Consider the following 16,125-nt stretch of genomic DNA (forward strand, 5'->3'; position numbering starts at 1 on the left):
GGAGAGATATTCCATGAACCGTCTCAATCGTGACCAGATGGCGCAGCGCGTTGCGCGCGACATTCCAGAGGGCGCCTATGTGAACCTTGGCATCGGTCTCCCCACCAAGGTCGCCAATTATCTGCCACAGGAACGCGAGATATTCCTGCAGAGCGAGAATGGCCTGCTCGGCATGGGGCCGGCACCCGCCGCCGGCGAGGAGGATTGGGAACTGATCAACGCGGGCAAGCAGGCCGTGACCCTGCTGACCGGCGGCGCCTTCTTTCATCATGCCGACAGCTTCGCGATGATGCGCGGCGGTCATATCGACATTTGCGTGCTGGGGGCGTTCCAGGTTTCCGTCAACGGCGACCTTGCCAACTGGCACACCGGAGAGCCGGACGCGATTCCCGCCGTCGGTGGGGCGATGGACCTTGCCATCGGCGCCAAGCAGACCTTCGTCATGATGGAACTGCTGACCAAACAGGGCGAACCCAAGCTGGTCGAACGCTGTACCTACCCCCTCACCGGCCTTGCCTGCGTGTCGCGGGTCTACACCGACCTTGCCGTCTTCGACGTCGGTCCGCAGGGCGCGCGCGCGACCGAACTGGTCGATGGTCTCACCCTTGAAGAGCTGCGCCGTCTCACCGGCCTGTCGCTCGATCTCTCCGCCTGAAAGGATTTTCGGATGACGCAAGCCTTCATCTGCGATGCCGTCCGCACCCCCATCGGCCGCTATGGCGGTGGCCTGGCCAGGATTCGCGCCGATGATCTGGGGGCGATGCCGATGAAGGCGCTGCTGGAGCGCAATCCCGGTCTCGACGCCTCGGCCATCGAGGAAGTCTTCTATGGCTGCGCCAACCAGTCCGGCGAGGATAATCGCAACGTCGCCCGCATGAGCCTGCTGCTGGCAGGCCTGCCTCATACAGTGCCGGGCGTTACGCTCAATCGCCTGTGCGCGTCCGGCCTGGAAGCGGTGGGTGCGGCGGCGCGGGCGATCCGCAGCGACGAAATGGCCCTTGCCGTCGCGGGCGGCGTCGAGAGCATGTCGCGCGCGCCCTTCGTCATGGGCAAGTCGGACAGCGCCTTCGGCCGCGCCCAGAAGCTGGAGGATACGACGATGGGCTGGCGCTTCGTCAACCCGGCGCTCGATGCGCTCTACGGCACGGAGACGATGCCGCGCACGGGCGAGAATGTGGCGCAGGATCATGGCATCAGCCGCGAGGATCAGGACGCCTTCGCCCTGCGCAGCCAGCAGCGCGCCGGTGCTGCGCAGGCGAGCGGCTTTCTTGCCGAAGAAATCATGCCGGTTTCCGTGCCGGGCAGGAAAGGCGGCGAGACAATGGAGTTCGCGGTCGACGAGCATCCCCGTGCCGACACCGGCATCGACGCGCTTCAGAAGCTGAAGCCGCTTTTCGGCCCCCATGGCACCGTCACGGCGGGCAATGCATCGGGTATCAACGACGGCGCCGCTGCCATGATCGTGGCGAGCGAAGCTGCGGCCAGAACCTATGGGCTGACGCCCCGCGCGCGCATATTGGGCATGGCGTCGGCCGGCGTGGAGCCGCGGGTCATGGGGATCGGCCCGCTTCCCGCCACGCAGAAGCTGCTGACGCGCCTCCGCCTCGGCATCGGGGATTTCGACGCGATCGAACTCAACGAAGCCTTCGCCAGTCAAAGCCTGGCGGTGATGCGCGGTTTGGGCTTGCCCGACGATGCACCGCACGTGAACGCCAATGGCGGCGCCATCGCCCTGGGTCATCCGCTCGGCATGTCCGGCGCGCGGCTGGCGATGACGCTGGTCCACCAGTTGGAGAAAACGGGGGGCAGGCGCGGCATCGCGACGCTGTGCATCGGCGTGGGAATGGGTCTGGCGCTGGCGGTCGAGCGGGTCTGATCCGGTCGTCGTTGCGGGACGACCGGCGGCTTCCGAGCGAGATCATCCACGCAGCCCCGGGACAGTGATGATCGACTGCCCCTCGCTATGCAAGCGTACTTGCGATAGCTTGCCCGGTGCCGCGTCCGGCACCGGGGGCTACGCGTTGGGAACGGCTGTTCGTCATGTCCAGGCTTCGCGATAAAGAGTCTGGATGGTCTCGCTGTCCGGAACTCTCGGGTTGTTGCCGGGCGAGCCGGATGCGAGCGCCTGCTCGGCCATCAGCAGCAGGAGATCGGTCCAGCGTTCCCGTAGGATCTGGGTGAGCCTCATCCTCACAATGGCGGATGGCACGCTCGTCTTCGATGCGCTGTACCCGGCGCTGGGTTCGGATATCCGTTCCGAGCTGGCGACCCAGGTTGGCGCCCATCTTTCGATTGAGGGATGCCTCACGGTCGATGCGCATCAACGGACCGATGTTCCGGGGCTTTACGCGGCCGGCGACGTGGTGCTGGGTCTGGACCAGATCAGTCACGCGATGGGCGAAGGCGGCGTCGCCGCGACTACGATCCGCAACGATCTCGCCCGGCGAACGCCGCTTCGCCGTTAGGTCATGCCAAGGGCTGCGCGTCGAGGTCGACTGCCAGTTCGCGAGGCCAGAACCGCAGCGCCCGGCCGGCGTCTATGAAGGCGTTGCATGGCGGTGATTTCCTGGACAATTGGGGGAGAACCGGCCCGATATGCCTGATACGGGATGAGGCCTAGCGGCGTGTGGAAGATGATTATCCGATGTGCTTCGATTGGGATTTCGTGCCGCAATGGATTCTCGACAATATCGACTGGTCGGACCCTTACGGTCCGGCCATCGCCTCTGGGCGCGATGATAGTTCAACCTCGGCCGACCACGGCCAGTCTTGATCTGAGAGCACCGCTGCGTTACGTTAGACAAAATTTCATATTGTTGGACATTATGGCAAAATCGCATGGATCGGAGCCACTCTCCGCAAAGCAAGTTCGGGGCAAGGCGCGGAGCGCCGCCGACGTGATCGTCTCCGCCCAGAATGTGCGGGTCGAAGCCGTGATGGCGGCCGCCGAACGTTCGGGCCTCCTCAAGGAGAAGGGCGGTCGTATCGGTGGCCGTGTGAGTGCCGCGCTCGTCAGGCAGGCCAAGGCGCAAACGGGCATCCAGACGGATACCGACCTCATTGAATTCGCCCTCGCGAACCTCGCGCTCGAAGACAAATTCTCCGAGGCCTTCAAGGCTGCTCGGGGCAAAGTGGACCCGGATCTGAAGCTGGGTTTCTGACGTGGTGGCATTTGATATTGCGGGCGCGCTGCGCTGGGCCCGGTTCGATCCGGGTAGGACGCTTGCGCGGCGGGCGGACAGCGAACTCCCCTTCGCCAGCGAAGAGGAACTGGTCGGCCAGCCGCTGTTGCTCGATACCTGCGTCTATATCGACCAGATGCAGGGCCACGCGCCTTCGGTCGTTGAGCGTCTGATCGACACGCGGCAGGTCAATCATTCGACGGTCGCCATCCAGGAACTCATGCATTCGGCTGGTGCGCTCGATCCCAAGGATAAACGAACAGGTCCGGTGATCACTATCATCCGCAAGCAGATCGAAGCCATGCCCGCGCACCGCGTTTTCACACCCGATGCCGAGATTCTGGGGCGGGCTGCCTTGCTCGCGGGCATGCTGAGCCGATTGCAAGGCTATGCGCGGCATCAACGGCTCAAGGCGCTGCAAGACTGCACCCTGTTCCTCCAAGCGCAAAAGCTCGGATTTACCGTCGTCACGGGTAATATCATCGAGTTCGATCTCCTTCTTCAACTCGTGCCGACTGGACGAGTCCTTATGTATCGATCGGGCAAGAGAGCCTAGCCGCTCCCTGTCGATTGAATCGATATCCAGCCGGTGGCGGCGCTCATCCACTTGCGCCCATCGTATCCTGCTGAGGGGAGGGGGTAGGGATTTGATGTGGCCGGAAAATGGCCTCCATGCGTCAGAAATCCCAATCCCATGACAATGGCATCCAGGCGGTCGGCGACGCGCTGATCATGAAGATGTCCCGCCATGGTCCCACGCTCTCCCGTTGACGGCGAGCAAGGAGACGGTCGCGGTGACGCCCGCTTCCGGCTGACGCCGGTCGTCCGTTCGAATTCCTTGTATATTGGGAGGCCGCTATGCGCCGTACCACCATTTTTGTCTGTTCGACTGCGCACTTGCCCGTCGCCGAACGAGAAGAAATCGACAGGATCATCGCCAACTCGCCCCGCAATGCCGGTGGGCGGATCGAGGTTGCGCATCCAGACCTGATCATAGAACCTCATGGTTATGGTTTCTTCGTCCACACCGAGGTCGTCATGCGTGGGGACGAGAGGACTTCTCATATATCCCCAGAGTTCTGGGCGATCCTGACCGCCGCGTTCGAATCGGATGCATCCTGGATTCTCTTCGATCGCGACGAGCCATCCATGCCTGACCTGCCTGTCTTTCCCGACCCATGATTATCCATGAAGGGTGTTTCCTCATGTCCACGCATCCAATCCCGCACGCGCTGTCCGCCAAACGGGCTGCGCTCCTTCATTCGATCATGCCTATTCGGTTGCCCTTCAGGAGCGACGCGTAACCGGCATGCCCCAGTTCGTGATCCGCACCAACGATCCAATGCAGCCGATCCGCACCACCAGTACAGTTCCCGAGCGCCATCAAACGCTACTCGCCATGATCGCTTAGCGGGGTGGTGAGTCCGTCGTCTCCCATGGGCGCTGTAAGGCCGTTCGGGGAACGGAATGAAGGAGTGACGAAAATGCCCACCATTTCCGTAGATGTGAACGTGTTCGACCCCGTCGCGCCTTACAGTGTGGCTACCGCTTGAAAAATGGATCTATGATCATTCTTCGTGATTGACGGGCCAAGTCTCATTGGCGGCGCCCGGCGGCCGCCGCCAAAAAGGGCTTGCACGGCGAAGGAGATCATCATGGCCACCACAGTCAACGAAACGCTCAAGTCCCGCTATGCCGCCCTGCAGGCGGAGCGCGAGAGGAGCTGGCCCCCCGCTCAGCTTGAGGGCAATGCGCGGCAGCGCAACCAGTTGCTGGAACGTTTCGATCCCGCCGCCGTGGCCCAACCCGGTACGGTGTTGCCACCCTTGTCCTTCGTGGAGGTGGACGGCGACACGCTGAGCCTGGACGAGCTCACCGCTGATGGCGCTGCGTTGTTCGTCTTCTTTCGCTATGCGGGTTGCCCGGCCCGCAACATCGCTTTGCCCCATTATGCGGAAGCGCTGTTTCCTGCCTTGAGACAACGGGGCATCCCACTCGTGGCATTGAGTCCGCAGCCGCCCCTTCTCCTGCGCGAAATCAAGGCGCGGCATGATCTGCCCTTCCATGTCGCGACCGATGCCGACAATGGCCTGGCGCGGCTGCTGCATATCAGCTTCCAGCCCGATCACCGCCCGTCGCCGCCGCCGTCCGGCTGGATCGGTGAAGTGACCGGCACGGGCAGTTGGGAATTGCCCCAGCCCGCTTTCCTGCTCGTTGGCGCCGGACGCGTCGTGCGCTGGTTGCAGGTCAGTCCCGACTGGCTGGATCGCCCGGAAGCGGACACGGTCCTGCGCCATGTCGACCAGAATCGTGACTGATGAAATGATGCCGCTTTCCTGCGGAATGAGGGTGCTGCAATGCGCTGATGCTGGTCTGGGCATGTCGAGCCAGTCGCAGGGCTGCATCGCGCAGACCTGCTTGATCGACATATCTCTGTCCGTCGCCGGATCATCGGATATGCGCTTTTGCACCTTTCACATCACATCGCGCATTGAAATTCCGGGCCAGTTCCGCGAGGCTGACAGCCCCCAGCCTGGCAATCAGCAAAGCCTCCGCTTCGGCCAATGCGCCTTCCAAGGCTGAGTTGACGGCCTTTTCGACCGCACAGTCCGGGTTCTGGCGCTCGTTGCCTATCGCGAAGATGCGTGGGCCGCCAACCGCGCGGTGAACGTCGAGAAGGGAAATCTTTTCCAGGTTGGTTACGATTACCCAGCCGCCGCCATGGCCCTTTTCCGAGAGCACATAACCCGCTTCCCGCAATCCCGCCATGGTACGGCGGATCACCACCGAATTGGTGCCGAGCATCCGCGCGATTTCTTCCGATGTCATGGGTCCGTCCTGCCGTGCCATATGGAGCAGGACATGAAGCATCCGGGAAAGGCGGCTGTCGTTTCGCACGGGACGATCCTTCGCATGTGCGCCGCAATTGGCAAGAGCGATCAATCACGATACTTATTATGTTACATGATTCACGGAGTGAAGATATGAGAGAGTTCGAAAGCCCTGATCATTGGGACACTGCCGCCCTGCATTATGAGAAAACCGCCCACCCTTTTACGGCACATTATGCCGACGCGGCGCTCGCGCGGGTTTTCCTGACGCCTGCGAGCCGCGTCCTGGACGTCGCCGCAGGTACAGGCGCACTTGCTTTGGCCGCAGCCCGAACCGGAGCGCAGGTTCTGGCGACCGACTTCTCGCCGGGCATGGTTGCCCGCATCGCAGCCCATGGCCTGTCCAATGTGGAGACGCGCGTCATGGATGGACAGGCGCTCGCGCTTCCTGATGCGGCGTTCGATGCGGTTTTCTCTATCTTTGGGGTGATCATGTTTCCCGACTGGCGCAAGGGATTATCGGAAATGGCGCGTGTAACCCGTCCCGGCGGCTACGGAGTCATCGCCACATGGCAGGACCGCGGCGCAGCTACCTTTCTGCTGCTTGGCCAGATCCGCCGAAAGCTCTTCCCCGAACGCGAAGGCATGACAATGCCAGAAGGCGTGAAGGCACTGAGCGAACCGGAGGATTTTTCCCGCGAATTGATCGCTGCCGGATATCGCGATCCCCAGATCGAATATGTCACGCATGACTATGAACTTGATGTGTCGGCCCTTGGCGATCCCGACACCTTATTTGGTATGTCACCCGATTGGAGCAGCCTGAACGATAGGGAGAAAGAGGCAGTCATTGCCGAAGCGCGGCAGATGGCTGGAACCCGACTTACGCTTGCCATCCCTTCGACCGCGTTGATAGCGACCGCTCAACGTTGACGATTTAGTGTCGTCGCCGATGGAAATCCGCAGTTTGCGGGCAAACTCGCTCAACGCATCGGAGAGATCGCCGCCCGATTTCTTTTTCGCCAGCGTGCCTGCCTCGCGAGCCTCAGCGCTGTTCCAGATGCCAGGCGCCAACATGGCCGCTCAGACGCAGATCCATGAGCTCAACCAGATCGCGCAAAGCCTTTTCGCCATCGTCGACAATCAGAGTCCCCGAAAAGCGCCGGTAGCGCAATGCAGCCGGCACCTCCACCCTGACCCCGGCATAACGGCGCAGATCGGCTGCGACCAGAGGGAGCGCGGCGTTATCATAGGATAGCCGCCCATCCTGCCAGGATCCAACATTGGTCGCCTTTACCGGAGCAACCACCGAGATCCCGCCATCCATATCGAAGGTCAGCTCGTTCCCGGCACTGAGCGAGACGGGCTGCGCCATCGTTTCGGCGTGGACCCGAACCTTGCCCTCGGCCACGGCGACGCGCACCACATGGTCCTGTTGCTGCACGTCGAACCGGGTGCCGATATCGCTGATGCTGACGTCTCCGGTGGAAATCGTCAGCGTGCGTGAGGGATCGTGGCGGATGTCGAACGTGGCGCCGCCAGTCATGGCGATGCGATCCTGCGCGCGCCCATCCACGGCCAGGCGGCTGTGGGGCGCCAGCAGGACGGACGATCCATCCGCCAGGGCGATGCGCCGGCTGCCGGCGTCCGTCACGTAGACGCTTGGTGCAGGCGTCATGAATTGCGGCACGGCGATGATCATGGCGAGCGAGGCGGCGACCGCCAGCCCGCCCCAGCGCCAATAGGCCCGGCGCCGACGCGGCGTGGGAGCTGCTTCGCTACCGTCGGCGACGCTGAGCGCATCTCCATGGCGATCGAGGGCATCGGCCGTCAGCGCCATCTGGTCGAGCGCGACCCGGTGGCGCGGGTCCGCTTCAAGCCAGGCGGTGAAGGCGTCCCAGTTGATCGCGTCCGCCTGCTGGTCCACGCAGCGCAGGTGCCACTCCGCGGCTTCGGACAGCATCGCATCGGAAAGATTGGCTTGGTTCTCGCGGTTCATCGTCCCTGTTCCATTCGCGGCTTTGCGCCGTCGTCTGCCCCATGATCCTGCGACGCCGCCGCTGCAAATGATCCGCAGTTCGCCAGAGCCGCCCGCAAATGCTTCATCGCCAGCGCCAGATGCTTTTCCACGCCACTGCGAGAAATTCCAAGAACTTGCGCGATTTCACTCTGACCCATCCCCTCGAACCGATAGAGACGCAGGGCGCGCGCCGCGCCTTCGGGCAAGCCGGCGATGGCCGATCGCAGGATTTCCGCTTCCTGCCGACGGGCAATCGCTTCATCGACAGGCTCGGTGGCGTCGATCCGCACCTCCGGTGCTTCGGCCACGCCCCCATGATCCTCTTCAAGCCAGGCCCGTTCGCGCCGCATTGCCCTCTGCGCGGCCCGCAGGCGGTCGAGCACGATGTTGTTGGCCATGCGAAACAGATAGGCGCGTGGATTGCCGATCGGCCCGGCGGGTTGTGCGCGCGCCTTGATCCACAGATCCTGCATGACGTCCTGCGCCTCGTCCCGCGATCCGCATCGCCCGCAAAGGAAGCGCAGCAGTTCGGCCCGGTGCACTTCGAGCAGCCTGGCAAGACCCGCGCCCTGCGGTTCGTCCTGACCTGCCCCCATCCGTTTCTCCGCGGCGATCACGATCCGCGTCGGGCCCGGCCAATAAGTCCCCGGACCGAGCGAGTCACCGCCACTTCATGCACCTCCACCTCTGTTTCCGCAAACCCGCCCGCGATGAGTGCTGCGCGCAGATCATCGGCGTCGTACAGGCGATGAAGCCCCTCCCGGGCGAAGGCCCAGCCCTCCATCGTGCCGCGATGTGTGACGTAGGCGACCATCCGGCCCCCGGGCCGCAGCACGCGATGCAATTCGCGCACGAAGCCGTGGTCGCTTCCATCGAAATACAGTATGTTCAGCGCCAGCGCCGCGTCCATGGAGCGGTCCTCCAGCGGCAGCGCCCCCAGATCGCCCGCTATCAGCGTGGCTGTGCCGCCGAGCGATCGATGCGCCATGTTCAGCATGACATCGGATCGGTCGATGCCCGTTAGCGATGCCGGACCGGCCCAACGCATCTCGGCCAGAGCCGCGCCCGTGCCGCATCCGGCATCAAGCACGTCCTCGCCGGGCCGGATCGCCAGCATGTCGAGGGCAAGGCGCATCGGCCGGCGGTTGAGCACATCCATTGCGCTGCCGAGCAGGCGTCCTGAACTGCCCCTCGGATGGGCGAGTTGCCGGGCCAGGCTTCCAGCGAAGCTCATGAAGGGTCGCCTTCCGCTCAGGCCGCCTTGGCGAGCAGGTTGCGCACTTCGCGGCGACGGCCTGCATCCCAGACCGGGCGGCTGGCGTCATGCGGCGCGCGCAACGCCTTTTGCAGATAGGCGCGCGCGCTGGCCTTGTCGCCCCGATCGAGCAGATAGTCGCCGTAAAAATAGTTGGAATCGAGGCCGTCCGGATCGATCGCCAGCGCTTGCCTCAGTAGCTTGACCGCCCGGTCGCCATCACCCCAGGCGAGCGGCGAGCCGGGCACCTTGTAATAAAGGACGCCCAAGCTTAGCGCCGCGCCGCCGTCGGCCGCGCGCGGATCGATGGCATAGGCCTTGGCGATCAGGTCGCGCGCCCGCGTGGCAAGGCCAAGCTTGTGGAAGAAGTTGGCGCGGTTGGCCTGTTCGCTGGTGACGATTCCGGCCCACAGCAGCGGCTCTGCCTTGCCCGGATAGCGTGCGACGAGCGTGTTGGCCTGCTTTGCCAGTTGATCGAGCGCCTTGGTTTGGGTGCTCGATCCCTGCACCTCGTAAGCGATATGTGCCCAGCCGTCGTTCACGGCCTTCACGTCGCTTGCCATGTCGGCGAAGGCGGCGGTGGGCGCGAGCATGGCGAGCAGCGGGACCAGGGCCGTAAGGGCGGTGCGGATTTTCATGGACTTCTCTCCTTCACGATGGTGCCGGGTTCTGCCCGGACGATCAGCTGAATTCGGCGCGGGCCTTGCGGATCTGCCCGGCAAGGCCATTGTCGACGATCCTTGGCGCGATGGCGTTCAGGGCCGCGTAGACCCGTTCCATCACACCGATGCTCACAGTCTCCCGTCGTTCGACGATGGCAGAGGCAATGCGTCGTGCGACCCATTCCGGCTCGTCCGCCTTCATGCCGGTAAGCGCGAGGAAGCGGTTCACCTCGCCATTGTTGAAGGGTGTGCGCGCCGCGCGCGGGTTGACGTGCGTGACAGTGACGCCGCTGCCGATCAGTTCGCGGCGCAGCCCCTGGCTCAGCGCGGCAAGGCCCGCCTTGCTGCTCGAATAGGCGGCAAACCAGGGATAGGGGATCGCCCCTAGCACGGAGCCGACATTGACGATCTGCCCTGATCCGCGCGCCCGCATCGGCGCCGCGACTGCGCGAGCCAGCACCGCGGGCACCAGCAGGTTGACCCGGTAGCACAGGGCCAGCGCCTCGATCGGCTGGCTTTCATGCAGTCCGAACCGCATCACGCCCGCGACATTGACCAGAATGTCCGGACATTCATCTTCCAGCCGCTGCGCCAGTGCCGTCAGGGCGCTATCGTCGGACAGGTCGGTGACGATGCTGGCATGGCACGCGGTACACTCGCTGCGGTCGATGCCGGTAATATGCGCGCCCGCCTCGGCCAGCATCCGGGCGACCGGCGTGCCGATCCCGCCTGCCGCACCCGTCATCATGACGCGCAGACCGTCGAGCCTTGAGGCTTCATGCCGCGACATGCTGTGCATCCTCCAGTTCAATGCTGGCGAAAACGGCGCCGAACAGGCCGAACATCTCGCGCGCCATGGACAGGATCGCATCCCGGTCCTCGTTTGGCAGTCCGTTCACCAACCCGGCGAAGAACGCCATATGATGCTGATCCAGCGCACCGTGAGAAGTGAGATAGGTGAAGGCCTCCGGGGGCAGGCCAAGCCGCTCCGCCACCGCGTTCGCGCCGCGCTGGGCCAGCGCCACGCTGACGCTTTCCAACACATAGACCATGCCGAAGAAGGCGGCCGCGTTGCCCGATGCGATACGGGCATAGGCATGTTCCACCATGGCGCGGGTCGCCGGATGGGGTTCGCTGTTACGGGCGGCATCGGCGTCGCCACCGGCGGCGGCGATGTCGGACAGGATCCATTCCTCATGGCCCGTCTCTTCCTCGATATAGTCGTCGAGCGCGGCGACAAGTTCGGGGCGGTCCAGCAAGCGGGCGCGGGTGGCCTGCATCAGCGGGACGGTGTGGCGCACATGATGATAGGCCTGTCCCAGATAGTCGATATAGGCGCGGCGCCCGATGGCGCCCGCCAGCCCCGCCCGGACCTGCGGGATCGTCAGGAAACGCAGCCGGTCGCGAAAGGTCGCCGCCTCCAGTTCGTCGAAGAAGGGTGGATCGCGTTCCAGCCATGCCTCGGCAATCGCCTTGCGGCGCAGGCGGCCGTTACCCGTCAGCATGCGGTTGTCGGTCGTGAAGGGGGAAACCTCGCGCCATCGCGCCACGCGGGCATAGGCCGGCAGCGCCGCATTCGCGGCCTCGATCGCGGCGGCAAGGTCCGCTTCGGACAACGCTGGAACCAGTAGCGCTTCTGGCGCTGGCAGCCCGTCGGCATGGACCATCGCCTGCAGGATTGCCGGTTGTGCCGTCAGCTGCGTCTCGACCCATTCGGGCGAGATATTGCGGCCAAAGCTGGTGACGATCAGGGCGGACTTGCGCCCCTCGATCCACAGCCGCCCCGCCTCGTCCAACCGTCCGATGTCGCCGGTGGCGAAGGGACCGGGCAGGCGCGGTTCGCCGATGGTGCCGAGGAACATCTCGCCTTCCAGCATGATCTCGCCATCCTCCGCGACCCAGGCCTGCATGTGGCCCAGTGGCCGCCCGACGGACCCGCTGGCCGCGTCTGCACCGGATTCAAGCGAAACCACCGAACCGCATTCGGTCAGTCCATAGCCCTGGCGCACCGGAAGCCCGACTCGCCGGGCGCGCGCAAGCAGTTCGGGCGCAACGCGCGCGCCGCCCACCGCCACGAGTGTCAGGTCCGGCAGGCGGAGCTCGGTTCGCTCGAGCATAACGACAATGCCGGCCAGATATTCGGGCACGAGAATCAGCGAAGTGATGCGCCATTGGGCAATCATGCGCACCATGCGGCCGAAATCGGGGCGGAACGGATCGGCCAGCCCCAGCGCCTGCTGCGGCGGGCAGACATAGGTGCCGCCGGCCAGCATGGTGGCGAAGAAGCCGGCCACCGTCTCCAGCAGGATGCCCGGCGGCAGTAGCGCGCAGTGCCGGCCCGCATGGGTTGACCCGACGTTTTCCACCACCGCGCCTGCAACGTTCAGCATGTGGCTGGCTGAGAGGCATACGCCCTTGGGCGCGCCGGTCGATCCGGAAGTGAAGGTGATCCGGGCCGTTCCCTCGGGCAGCAGGGACGGCCCAGGCTTTGGTGGCGCCGCGGGTTCGCCTGTCGCACCACAGGCGGAGCAGGCATGGTTCGCTTGATCGGACGTGAAGAATGTCGGCAGAGACAGCACGGGGACGCCAGCTTCCAGCAGGGCCAGTTCGCGCACCGCGGCTTCGACCCCATGGTCGAGGCTGAGGACCGCAGGAACGCCGTGCCGCTGCGCGCGATAGCGAACGGCCTCGGACGCGACCCGTTCTGCAAGCTCGGCCCATGTCACGGGCGGCCCGACCACGGGATCGAGCGCGATGCCGCCCGGTTGCGCGGAAGCATGCCTGCGGATGCTCGGAAGCAGGCGGGTCATGCCGCAATATTCCGGCGCGCGGAAAGATAGGCGCCGATCGCGCGCTGCCCCTCGGCTATGAGTCCGGCGCAGACCAAGGGATCGCTATCATAATAACGTCCCCAGATTTCCGGATCGCCGACCCGGTCCGCCCTGGCTGGGGCGAGCGTATGCAATGGCACGCCCATGCGCCTGAACATCTGCCGCAAGGGCGCGGTCAGGGTCGCGACGGCAATTTCGCATTCGCCTCCAAGATCGTTTGCGGCCATTGCCCAGAGCGAGACCATCGCAAAGGCATCGTCGGCGGCAAGGCTGCCGATCTCGATCACGCTCTTGCGCACGATGGGCCGGTCCAATGCGGCCGTCAGACAGTCCTCCACCGGCGCATCAAGATAACATTCCAGAAACAGTGGTTCGTTGCCTGCGCGGCGGTATCCCAGCACTGCCCTTGGCGCCCCGGCTCGCGCAACGTCGAGCATGTTGGAAAAGCAGGGTTGCGCCCGTGCGCCGTGAACACTCGAATATCTGCGTCGTATCAGATTGCTCGAATTCGTCTCGATCATCAGCAATACCTCGGCATTTGCGGATGAGACGGCAGGCCGAATCTTCTTCCTCAGTTGGCGGACGGATTTTTTTGGTCCCGGCCGGTTTTTTTGGTGGCGGACGGCATCGCTCTCGTCGTTTGCGACACGCCGTTTGAAGGCATGGCAGGTTTGAGGAAGATATTTTCAGACGGCGCGACTGAATTTGGTGCGTTACCGGCACCCTAACGGACCTGGCTCCCCGTTATCGCAGGAAGCCAGCCAATTTTAGATCGGAGAGCAGGGTATCGCGGATCGTCTCGGGCATTCCGCTATCATGACAGCCAGCTGCCGATAAGGAGAGACAATAGCCCTAGCGCGGCGACGCTGATCGCCCAGATCGCGACGAACCAGCCCATGCGAACCAGAGTGGCGCGCATCAGTGATAGCCCTCGCTGCCAACCTTGCCCCGGAATACCCAGTAAGCCCAGGCCGTATAGGCCAGAATCACCGGCACCAGCGCGCCACCGCCGATCAGCATGAACAACTGGCTGCGATAGGGCGCTGCCGCTTCCCAGATCGTGACCCGCGCGGGGATCACGTAGGGCCAGATCGAGATGCCCAGGCCCAGCAGGCACAGCCCGAATAGTGCAAGCGCCCAGAAGAATGGCTGGGCATCCTTGCGGCGTGAAAGACTGCGGTAGAACAGCGCCGTGACGATGAGCGTGGCCAGCGGCACCTGCGCGGTGGCCAGAACGCCGGGCCAACCGAGCCAACGACTCTGGTAGCTCGCCTCCAGCGTGAGCGTGGCGAGGCTGACCGCACCAATCACAGCCAACAAGGCGATTGCCAGGCGTCCCGCATAGGTCGCGACCTGCCGCTGCAGAGCGCCTTCCGTCTTCCAGTTCAGCCAGCATGCCCCCAGCAGTGCATAGCCGATCATCAACCCTGATCCGGTCAGGATGGAAAAGGGCGACAGCCATTCCCACCATCCGCCCGCATAGGCCCGTCCCGATACGCTGATACCCTGCAGCAGGGCGCCCAACGCCACGCCCTGCGCGAAGGTCGCGATTCCCGATCCGCCGGTGAAGGCCAGATCCCACCACGCCCGGTGCGCCGGATCGCGCCAGCGGAACTCGAACGCGACGCCGCGCAGGACCAGGCCCAGCAGCATGGCGATCAGCGGTGCGTAGAGCGCGGGCAGGATGATGGCATAGGCCAGAGGAAAGGCCGCGAGCAGCCCGCCGCCGCCCAGCACCAGCCAGGTCTCATTACCATCCCACACTGGCGCGATGCTGTTCATGCCGGTGTCCCGGTCCTTGCCCACCTTGAGCAGCGGAAAGAGGATGCCAATGCCGAGGTCGAAGCCATCCATGACGACATAGGCCACGATCGCGAAGCCGATGATGGCGGCCCAGATGACGGTAAGGTCGAACATCGTCATTGCCCTCCTTCGATGGCCGGCGCCGGTGTGATGCCAGCGGTACGAATTGGCGCGCCGTCAAGGGTGGTTTCATGCGCCTGCGGCGGCCTCTTCATCAGACGCAGCAAATACCAGATGCCCATGCCGAAGACGCTGAAATAGACGATGACGAAAGCCAGCAAAGAACTCGCCACGGCAGGCGCGTCGAGCGGGGATGCGCTGTGCGCCGTACGCAGCAGGCCATAGACCGTGAAAGGCTGCCGTCCGACTTCGGTGACGATCCACCCCGCCAGAACCGCGACGAACCCGGATGGTCCCATGATGAGCGCCGCGCGATGAAGCCACATCCAGTCGTTCAGCTTGCCCCGTGCGCGAGCGAGCAGGCTCCAGGCACCCAGCCCCAGCATCGCGAAGCCCAGGCCCACCATCACGCGAAAGGCCCAGAAGACGATGCCGACCGGCGGTTCATCGCCGTCGGAAACGCTGTCCAACCCCTTGAGCGGCGCATTCAGCTCATGTTTCAGGATGAGCGAGGATGCCTTGGGAATTTCGACGGCATAGTCGATCCGCTTCGTGACGCTGTTCGGGATGCCGAAAAGGATCAGCGGTGCGCCATCGGGATGACTGTCGTAATGGCCTTCCATCGCCATCACCTTGACCGGCTGATGCGCGAGCGTGTTGAGGCCATGCATATCACCCGCGAAGATCTGGATGGGCGCGACGATCGCGGCCATCCACATCGCCATCGAGAACATGGTCCGCGCGCCGGGATTGGTTCGGTCTCTGAGCAGATGCCATGCGCCCACCCCGCCGACCGCGAAGGCGGTGGTCAGATAGGCCGCCAGCACGGTGTGAACGAGGCGGTAGGGGAAGCTGGGGTTGAAGATGATCGCGATCCAGCTTGGACCAGGCAGGAACTGGCCATTGGCCCCGATTTCGTAACCGGTCGGCGTCTGCATCCAGCTGTTGACCGACAGGATCCAGAAGGCGGAGATGAACGTGCCGATCGCGACGGCGCAGGTGGCCGCGAAGTGCAGCTTGCGCCCTACCTTGTTGATGCCGAACAGCATCACGCCAAGAAATCCTGCTTCCAGGAAGAAGGCGGTCAGCACCTCGTAAGCCATGAGTGGCCCGATGACGGGACCGGCCTTGTCAGAGAAGACCGACCAGTTGGTGCCGAACTGGTACGACATGACGATGCCCGAAACGACGCCCATGGCGAAGACGATGGCGAAGATCTTGAGCCAGTAGCGATAGAGATTGGCATAGACGCCCTTGCCTGTCGCCAGCCACAATCCCTCCAGCACCATGAGATAGCTGGCCAGCCCGATCGAAAAGGCGGGGAACAGGAAATGAAAGCTGACGGTGAAGGCAAATTGCGCGCGGGCCAGCAACAGGGCGTCAACGGCATCGAACATGGTCATGTCCTTTCACCCGCCTTT

General features: G+C 64.0%; 20 protein-coding genes and 1 pseudogene. 9 read left to right on the top strand and 12 right to left on the bottom strand.

Annotated features, from left to right (window positions below; all coding sequences use genetic code 11):
- The first annotated feature begins 13 nt into the window (after positions 1–13).
- Entirely contained in the window at positions 14–655 is a 642-nt protein-coding gene (locus HHL26_RS02285) for a 3-oxoacid CoA-transferase subunit B (protein WP_066563732.1), read from the top strand.
- Between the two features lie 12 nt (positions 656–667).
- Entirely contained in the window at positions 668–1,876 is a 1,209-nt protein-coding gene (gene pcaF, locus HHL26_RS02290; RefSeq protein WP_066562275.1) for a 3-oxoadipyl-CoA thiolase, read from the top strand.
- 162 nt (positions 1,877–2,038) lie between these two features.
- On the opposite strand, the gene HHL26_RS02295 is transcribed toward pcaF, so the two are convergent.
- Positions 2,039–2,188, bottom strand: a complete 150-nt coding sequence (locus HHL26_RS02295) for a hypothetical protein (protein WP_197672818.1) — start codon at positions 2,186–2,188, stop codon at positions 2,039–2,041.
- 10 nt (positions 2,189–2,198) lie between these two features.
- Between HHL26_RS02295 and HHL26_RS02300 the strand changes: the two are divergent.
- The 6 genes and pseudogenes from HHL26_RS02300 to HHL26_RS02320 all read left to right on the top strand — a co-directional run.
- Positions 2,199–2,465, top strand: a pseudogene (locus HHL26_RS02300) (FAD-dependent oxidoreductase); the annotation flags it as partial.
- 179 nt (positions 2,466–2,644) lie between these two features.
- Positions 2,645–2,773 (top strand): hypothetical protein, encoded by a 129-nt coding sequence (locus HHL26_RS24455; protein ID WP_257721824.1) that lies wholly within the window; start codon positions 2,645–2,647, stop codon positions 2,771–2,773.
- Between the two features lie 124 nt (positions 2,774–2,897).
- Positions 2,898–3,161 (top strand): hypothetical protein, encoded by a 264-nt coding sequence (locus HHL26_RS02305; RefSeq protein WP_197672819.1) that lies wholly within the window; start codon positions 2,898–2,900, stop codon positions 3,159–3,161.
- Position 3,162: 1 nt separating this feature from the next.
- Positions 3,163–3,738: a DNA-binding protein gene (locus HHL26_RS02310; RefSeq protein ID WP_066562278.1), complete on the top strand. Its 576-nt coding sequence runs from the start codon at positions 3,163–3,165 to the stop codon at positions 3,736–3,738.
- A 302-nt stretch (positions 3,739–4,040) separates the two neighbouring features.
- Positions 4,041–4,364 (top strand): hypothetical protein, encoded by a 324-nt coding sequence (locus tag HHL26_RS02315; protein WP_066562280.1) that lies wholly within the window; start codon positions 4,041–4,043, stop codon positions 4,362–4,364.
- 473 nt (positions 4,365–4,837) lie between these two features.
- Positions 4,838–5,500 carry a peroxiredoxin-like family protein gene (locus HHL26_RS02320; protein ID WP_169575795.1) on the top strand — a complete coding sequence of 221 codons (663 nt, stop codon included), beginning with the start codon at positions 4,838–4,840 and terminating at the stop codon, positions 5,498–5,500.
- Between the two features lie 130 nt (positions 5,501–5,630).
- Here the strand turns inward: HHL26_RS02320 and HHL26_RS02325 are convergent, their stop codons facing one another.
- Positions 5,631–6,080: an Rrf2 family transcriptional regulator gene (locus HHL26_RS02325; protein ID WP_066563737.1), complete on the bottom strand. Its 450-nt coding sequence runs from the start codon at positions 6,078–6,080 to the stop codon at positions 5,631–5,633.
- 17 nt (positions 6,081–6,097) lie between these two features.
- On the opposite strand from HHL26_RS02325, the gene HHL26_RS02330 reads away from it, so the two are divergent.
- Positions 6,098–6,946: a class I SAM-dependent methyltransferase gene (locus tag HHL26_RS02330; RefSeq protein WP_237230136.1), complete on the top strand. Its 849-nt coding sequence runs from the start codon at positions 6,098–6,100 to the stop codon at positions 6,944–6,946.
- Between the two features lie 112 nt (positions 6,947–7,058).
- Here HHL26_RS02330 and HHL26_RS02335 read toward each other — a convergent pair whose 3' ends face one another.
- The 10 genes from HHL26_RS02335 to HHL26_RS02380 all read right to left on the bottom strand — a co-directional run bounded on the left by HHL26_RS02335 (position 7,059) and on the right by HHL26_RS02380 (position 16,101).
- Positions 7,059–8,012, bottom strand: coding sequence for a FecR domain-containing protein (locus HHL26_RS02335; protein WP_066562285.1), 954 nt, complete (start codon positions 8,010–8,012; stop codon positions 7,059–7,061).
- On the bottom strand, positions 8,009–8,629 hold the full coding sequence (locus tag HHL26_RS02340) for an RNA polymerase sigma factor (protein ID WP_066563739.1): 621 nt from the start codon (positions 8,627–8,629) through the stop codon (positions 8,009–8,011). Before HHL26_RS02340 ends, HHL26_RS02335 begins: the two co-directional genes overlap by 4 nt.
- A 17-nt stretch (positions 8,630–8,646) precedes the next feature.
- Positions 8,647–9,267 (bottom strand): methyltransferase domain-containing protein, encoded by a 621-nt coding sequence (locus tag HHL26_RS02345; protein ID WP_066562287.1) that lies wholly within the window; start codon positions 9,265–9,267, stop codon positions 8,647–8,649.
- Between the two features lie 17 nt (positions 9,268–9,284).
- Positions 9,285–9,926, bottom strand: coding sequence for a tetratricopeptide repeat protein (locus HHL26_RS02350; protein ID WP_066562289.1), 642 nt, complete (start codon positions 9,924–9,926; stop codon positions 9,285–9,287).
- A 43-nt stretch (positions 9,927–9,969) separates the two neighbouring features.
- Positions 9,970–10,740, bottom strand: coding sequence for an SDR family NAD(P)-dependent oxidoreductase (locus HHL26_RS02355; RefSeq protein WP_066562291.1), 771 nt, complete (start codon positions 10,738–10,740; stop codon positions 9,970–9,972).
- On the bottom strand, positions 10,727–12,760 hold the full coding sequence (locus tag HHL26_RS02360) for an AMP-binding protein (RefSeq protein ID WP_066562293.1): 2,034 nt from the start codon (positions 12,758–12,760) through the stop codon (positions 10,727–10,729). Before HHL26_RS02360 ends, HHL26_RS02355 begins: the two co-directional genes overlap by 14 nt.
- On the bottom strand, positions 12,757–13,302 hold the full coding sequence (locus HHL26_RS02365) for a thermostable hemolysin (protein ID WP_066563742.1): 546 nt from the start codon (positions 13,300–13,302) through the stop codon (positions 12,757–12,759). Before HHL26_RS02365 ends, HHL26_RS02360 begins: the two co-directional genes overlap by 4 nt.
- A gap of 293 nt (positions 13,303–13,595) precedes the next feature.
- A complete protein-coding gene (locus tag HHL26_RS02370; RefSeq protein ID WP_145907578.1) occupies positions 13,596–13,700 on the bottom strand; it encodes a DUF2474 family protein in 105 nt (34 codons plus the stop codon).
- Positions 13,700–14,698: a cytochrome d ubiquinol oxidase subunit II gene (cydB, locus tag HHL26_RS02375; protein ID WP_066563745.1), complete on the bottom strand. Its 999-nt coding sequence runs from the start codon at positions 14,696–14,698 to the stop codon at positions 13,700–13,702. Before cydB ends, HHL26_RS02370 begins: the two co-directional genes overlap by 1 nt.
- Before the next feature lie 2 nt (positions 14,699–14,700).
- Positions 14,701–16,101 (bottom strand): cytochrome ubiquinol oxidase subunit I, encoded by a 1,401-nt coding sequence (locus HHL26_RS02380; protein ID WP_066563748.1) that lies wholly within the window; start codon positions 16,099–16,101, stop codon positions 14,701–14,703.
- Positions 16,102–16,125: the final 24 nt, after the last annotated feature.

The organism is Sphingobium sp. TB-6, from assembly GCF_012927365.1.
Classification (GTDB): domain Bacteria; phylum Pseudomonadota; class Alphaproteobacteria; order Sphingomonadales; family Sphingomonadaceae; genus Sphingobium.

Coding starts and splice junctions, on each gene's coding strand:
- HHL26_RS02285 (WP_066563732.1), top strand. CDS start 14: ATGAACCGTCTCAATCGTGACCAGATGGCGCAGCGCGTTGCGCGCGAC.
- pcaF (WP_066562275.1), top strand. CDS start 668: ATGACGCAAGCCTTCATCTGCGATGCCGTCCGCACCCCCATCGGCCGC.
- HHL26_RS02295 (WP_197672818.1), bottom strand. CDS start 2,188: ATGAGGCTCACCCAGATCCTACGGGAACGCTGGACCGATCTCCTGCTG.
- HHL26_RS24455 (WP_257721824.1), top strand. CDS start 2,645: ATGTGCTTCGATTGGGATTTCGTGCCGCAATGGATTCTCGACAATATC.
- HHL26_RS02315 (WP_066562280.1), top strand. CDS start 4,041: ATGCGCCGTACCACCATTTTTGTCTGTTCGACTGCGCACTTGCCCGTC.
- HHL26_RS02320 (WP_169575795.1), top strand. CDS start 4,838: ATGGCCACCACAGTCAACGAAACGCTCAAGTCCCGCTATGCCGCCCTG.
- HHL26_RS02335 (WP_066562285.1), bottom strand. CDS start 8,012: ATGAACCGCGAGAACCAAGCCAATCTTTCCGATGCGATGCTGTCCGAA.
- HHL26_RS02340 (WP_066563739.1), bottom strand. CDS start 8,629: ATGGGGGCAGGTCAGGACGAACCGCAGGGCGCGGGTCTTGCCAGGCTG.
- HHL26_RS02345 (WP_066562287.1), bottom strand. CDS start 9,267: ATGAGCTTCGCTGGAAGCCTGGCCCGGCAACTCGCCCATCCGAGGGGC.
- HHL26_RS02350 (WP_066562289.1), bottom strand. CDS start 9,926: ATGAAAATCCGCACCGCCCTTACGGCCCTGGTCCCGCTGCTCGCCATG.
- HHL26_RS02355 (WP_066562291.1), bottom strand. CDS start 10,740: ATGTCGCGGCATGAAGCCTCAAGGCTCGACGGTCTGCGCGTCATGATG.
- HHL26_RS02360 (WP_066562293.1), bottom strand. CDS start 12,760: ATGACCCGCCTGCTTCCGAGCATCCGCAGGCATGCTTCCGCGCAACCG.
- HHL26_RS02365 (WP_066563742.1), bottom strand. CDS start 13,302: ATGATCGAGACGAATTCGAGCAATCTGATACGACGCAGATATTCGAGT.
- HHL26_RS02370 (WP_145907578.1), bottom strand. CDS start 13,700: ATGCGCGCCACTCTGGTTCGCATGGGCTGGTTCGTCGCGATCTGGGCG.
- cydB (WP_066563745.1), bottom strand. CDS start 14,698: ATGTTCGACCTTACCGTCATCTGGGCCGCCATCATCGGCTTCGCGATC.
- HHL26_RS02380 (WP_066563748.1), bottom strand. CDS start 16,101: ATGTTCGATGCCGTTGACGCCCTGTTGCTGGCCCGCGCGCAATTTGCC.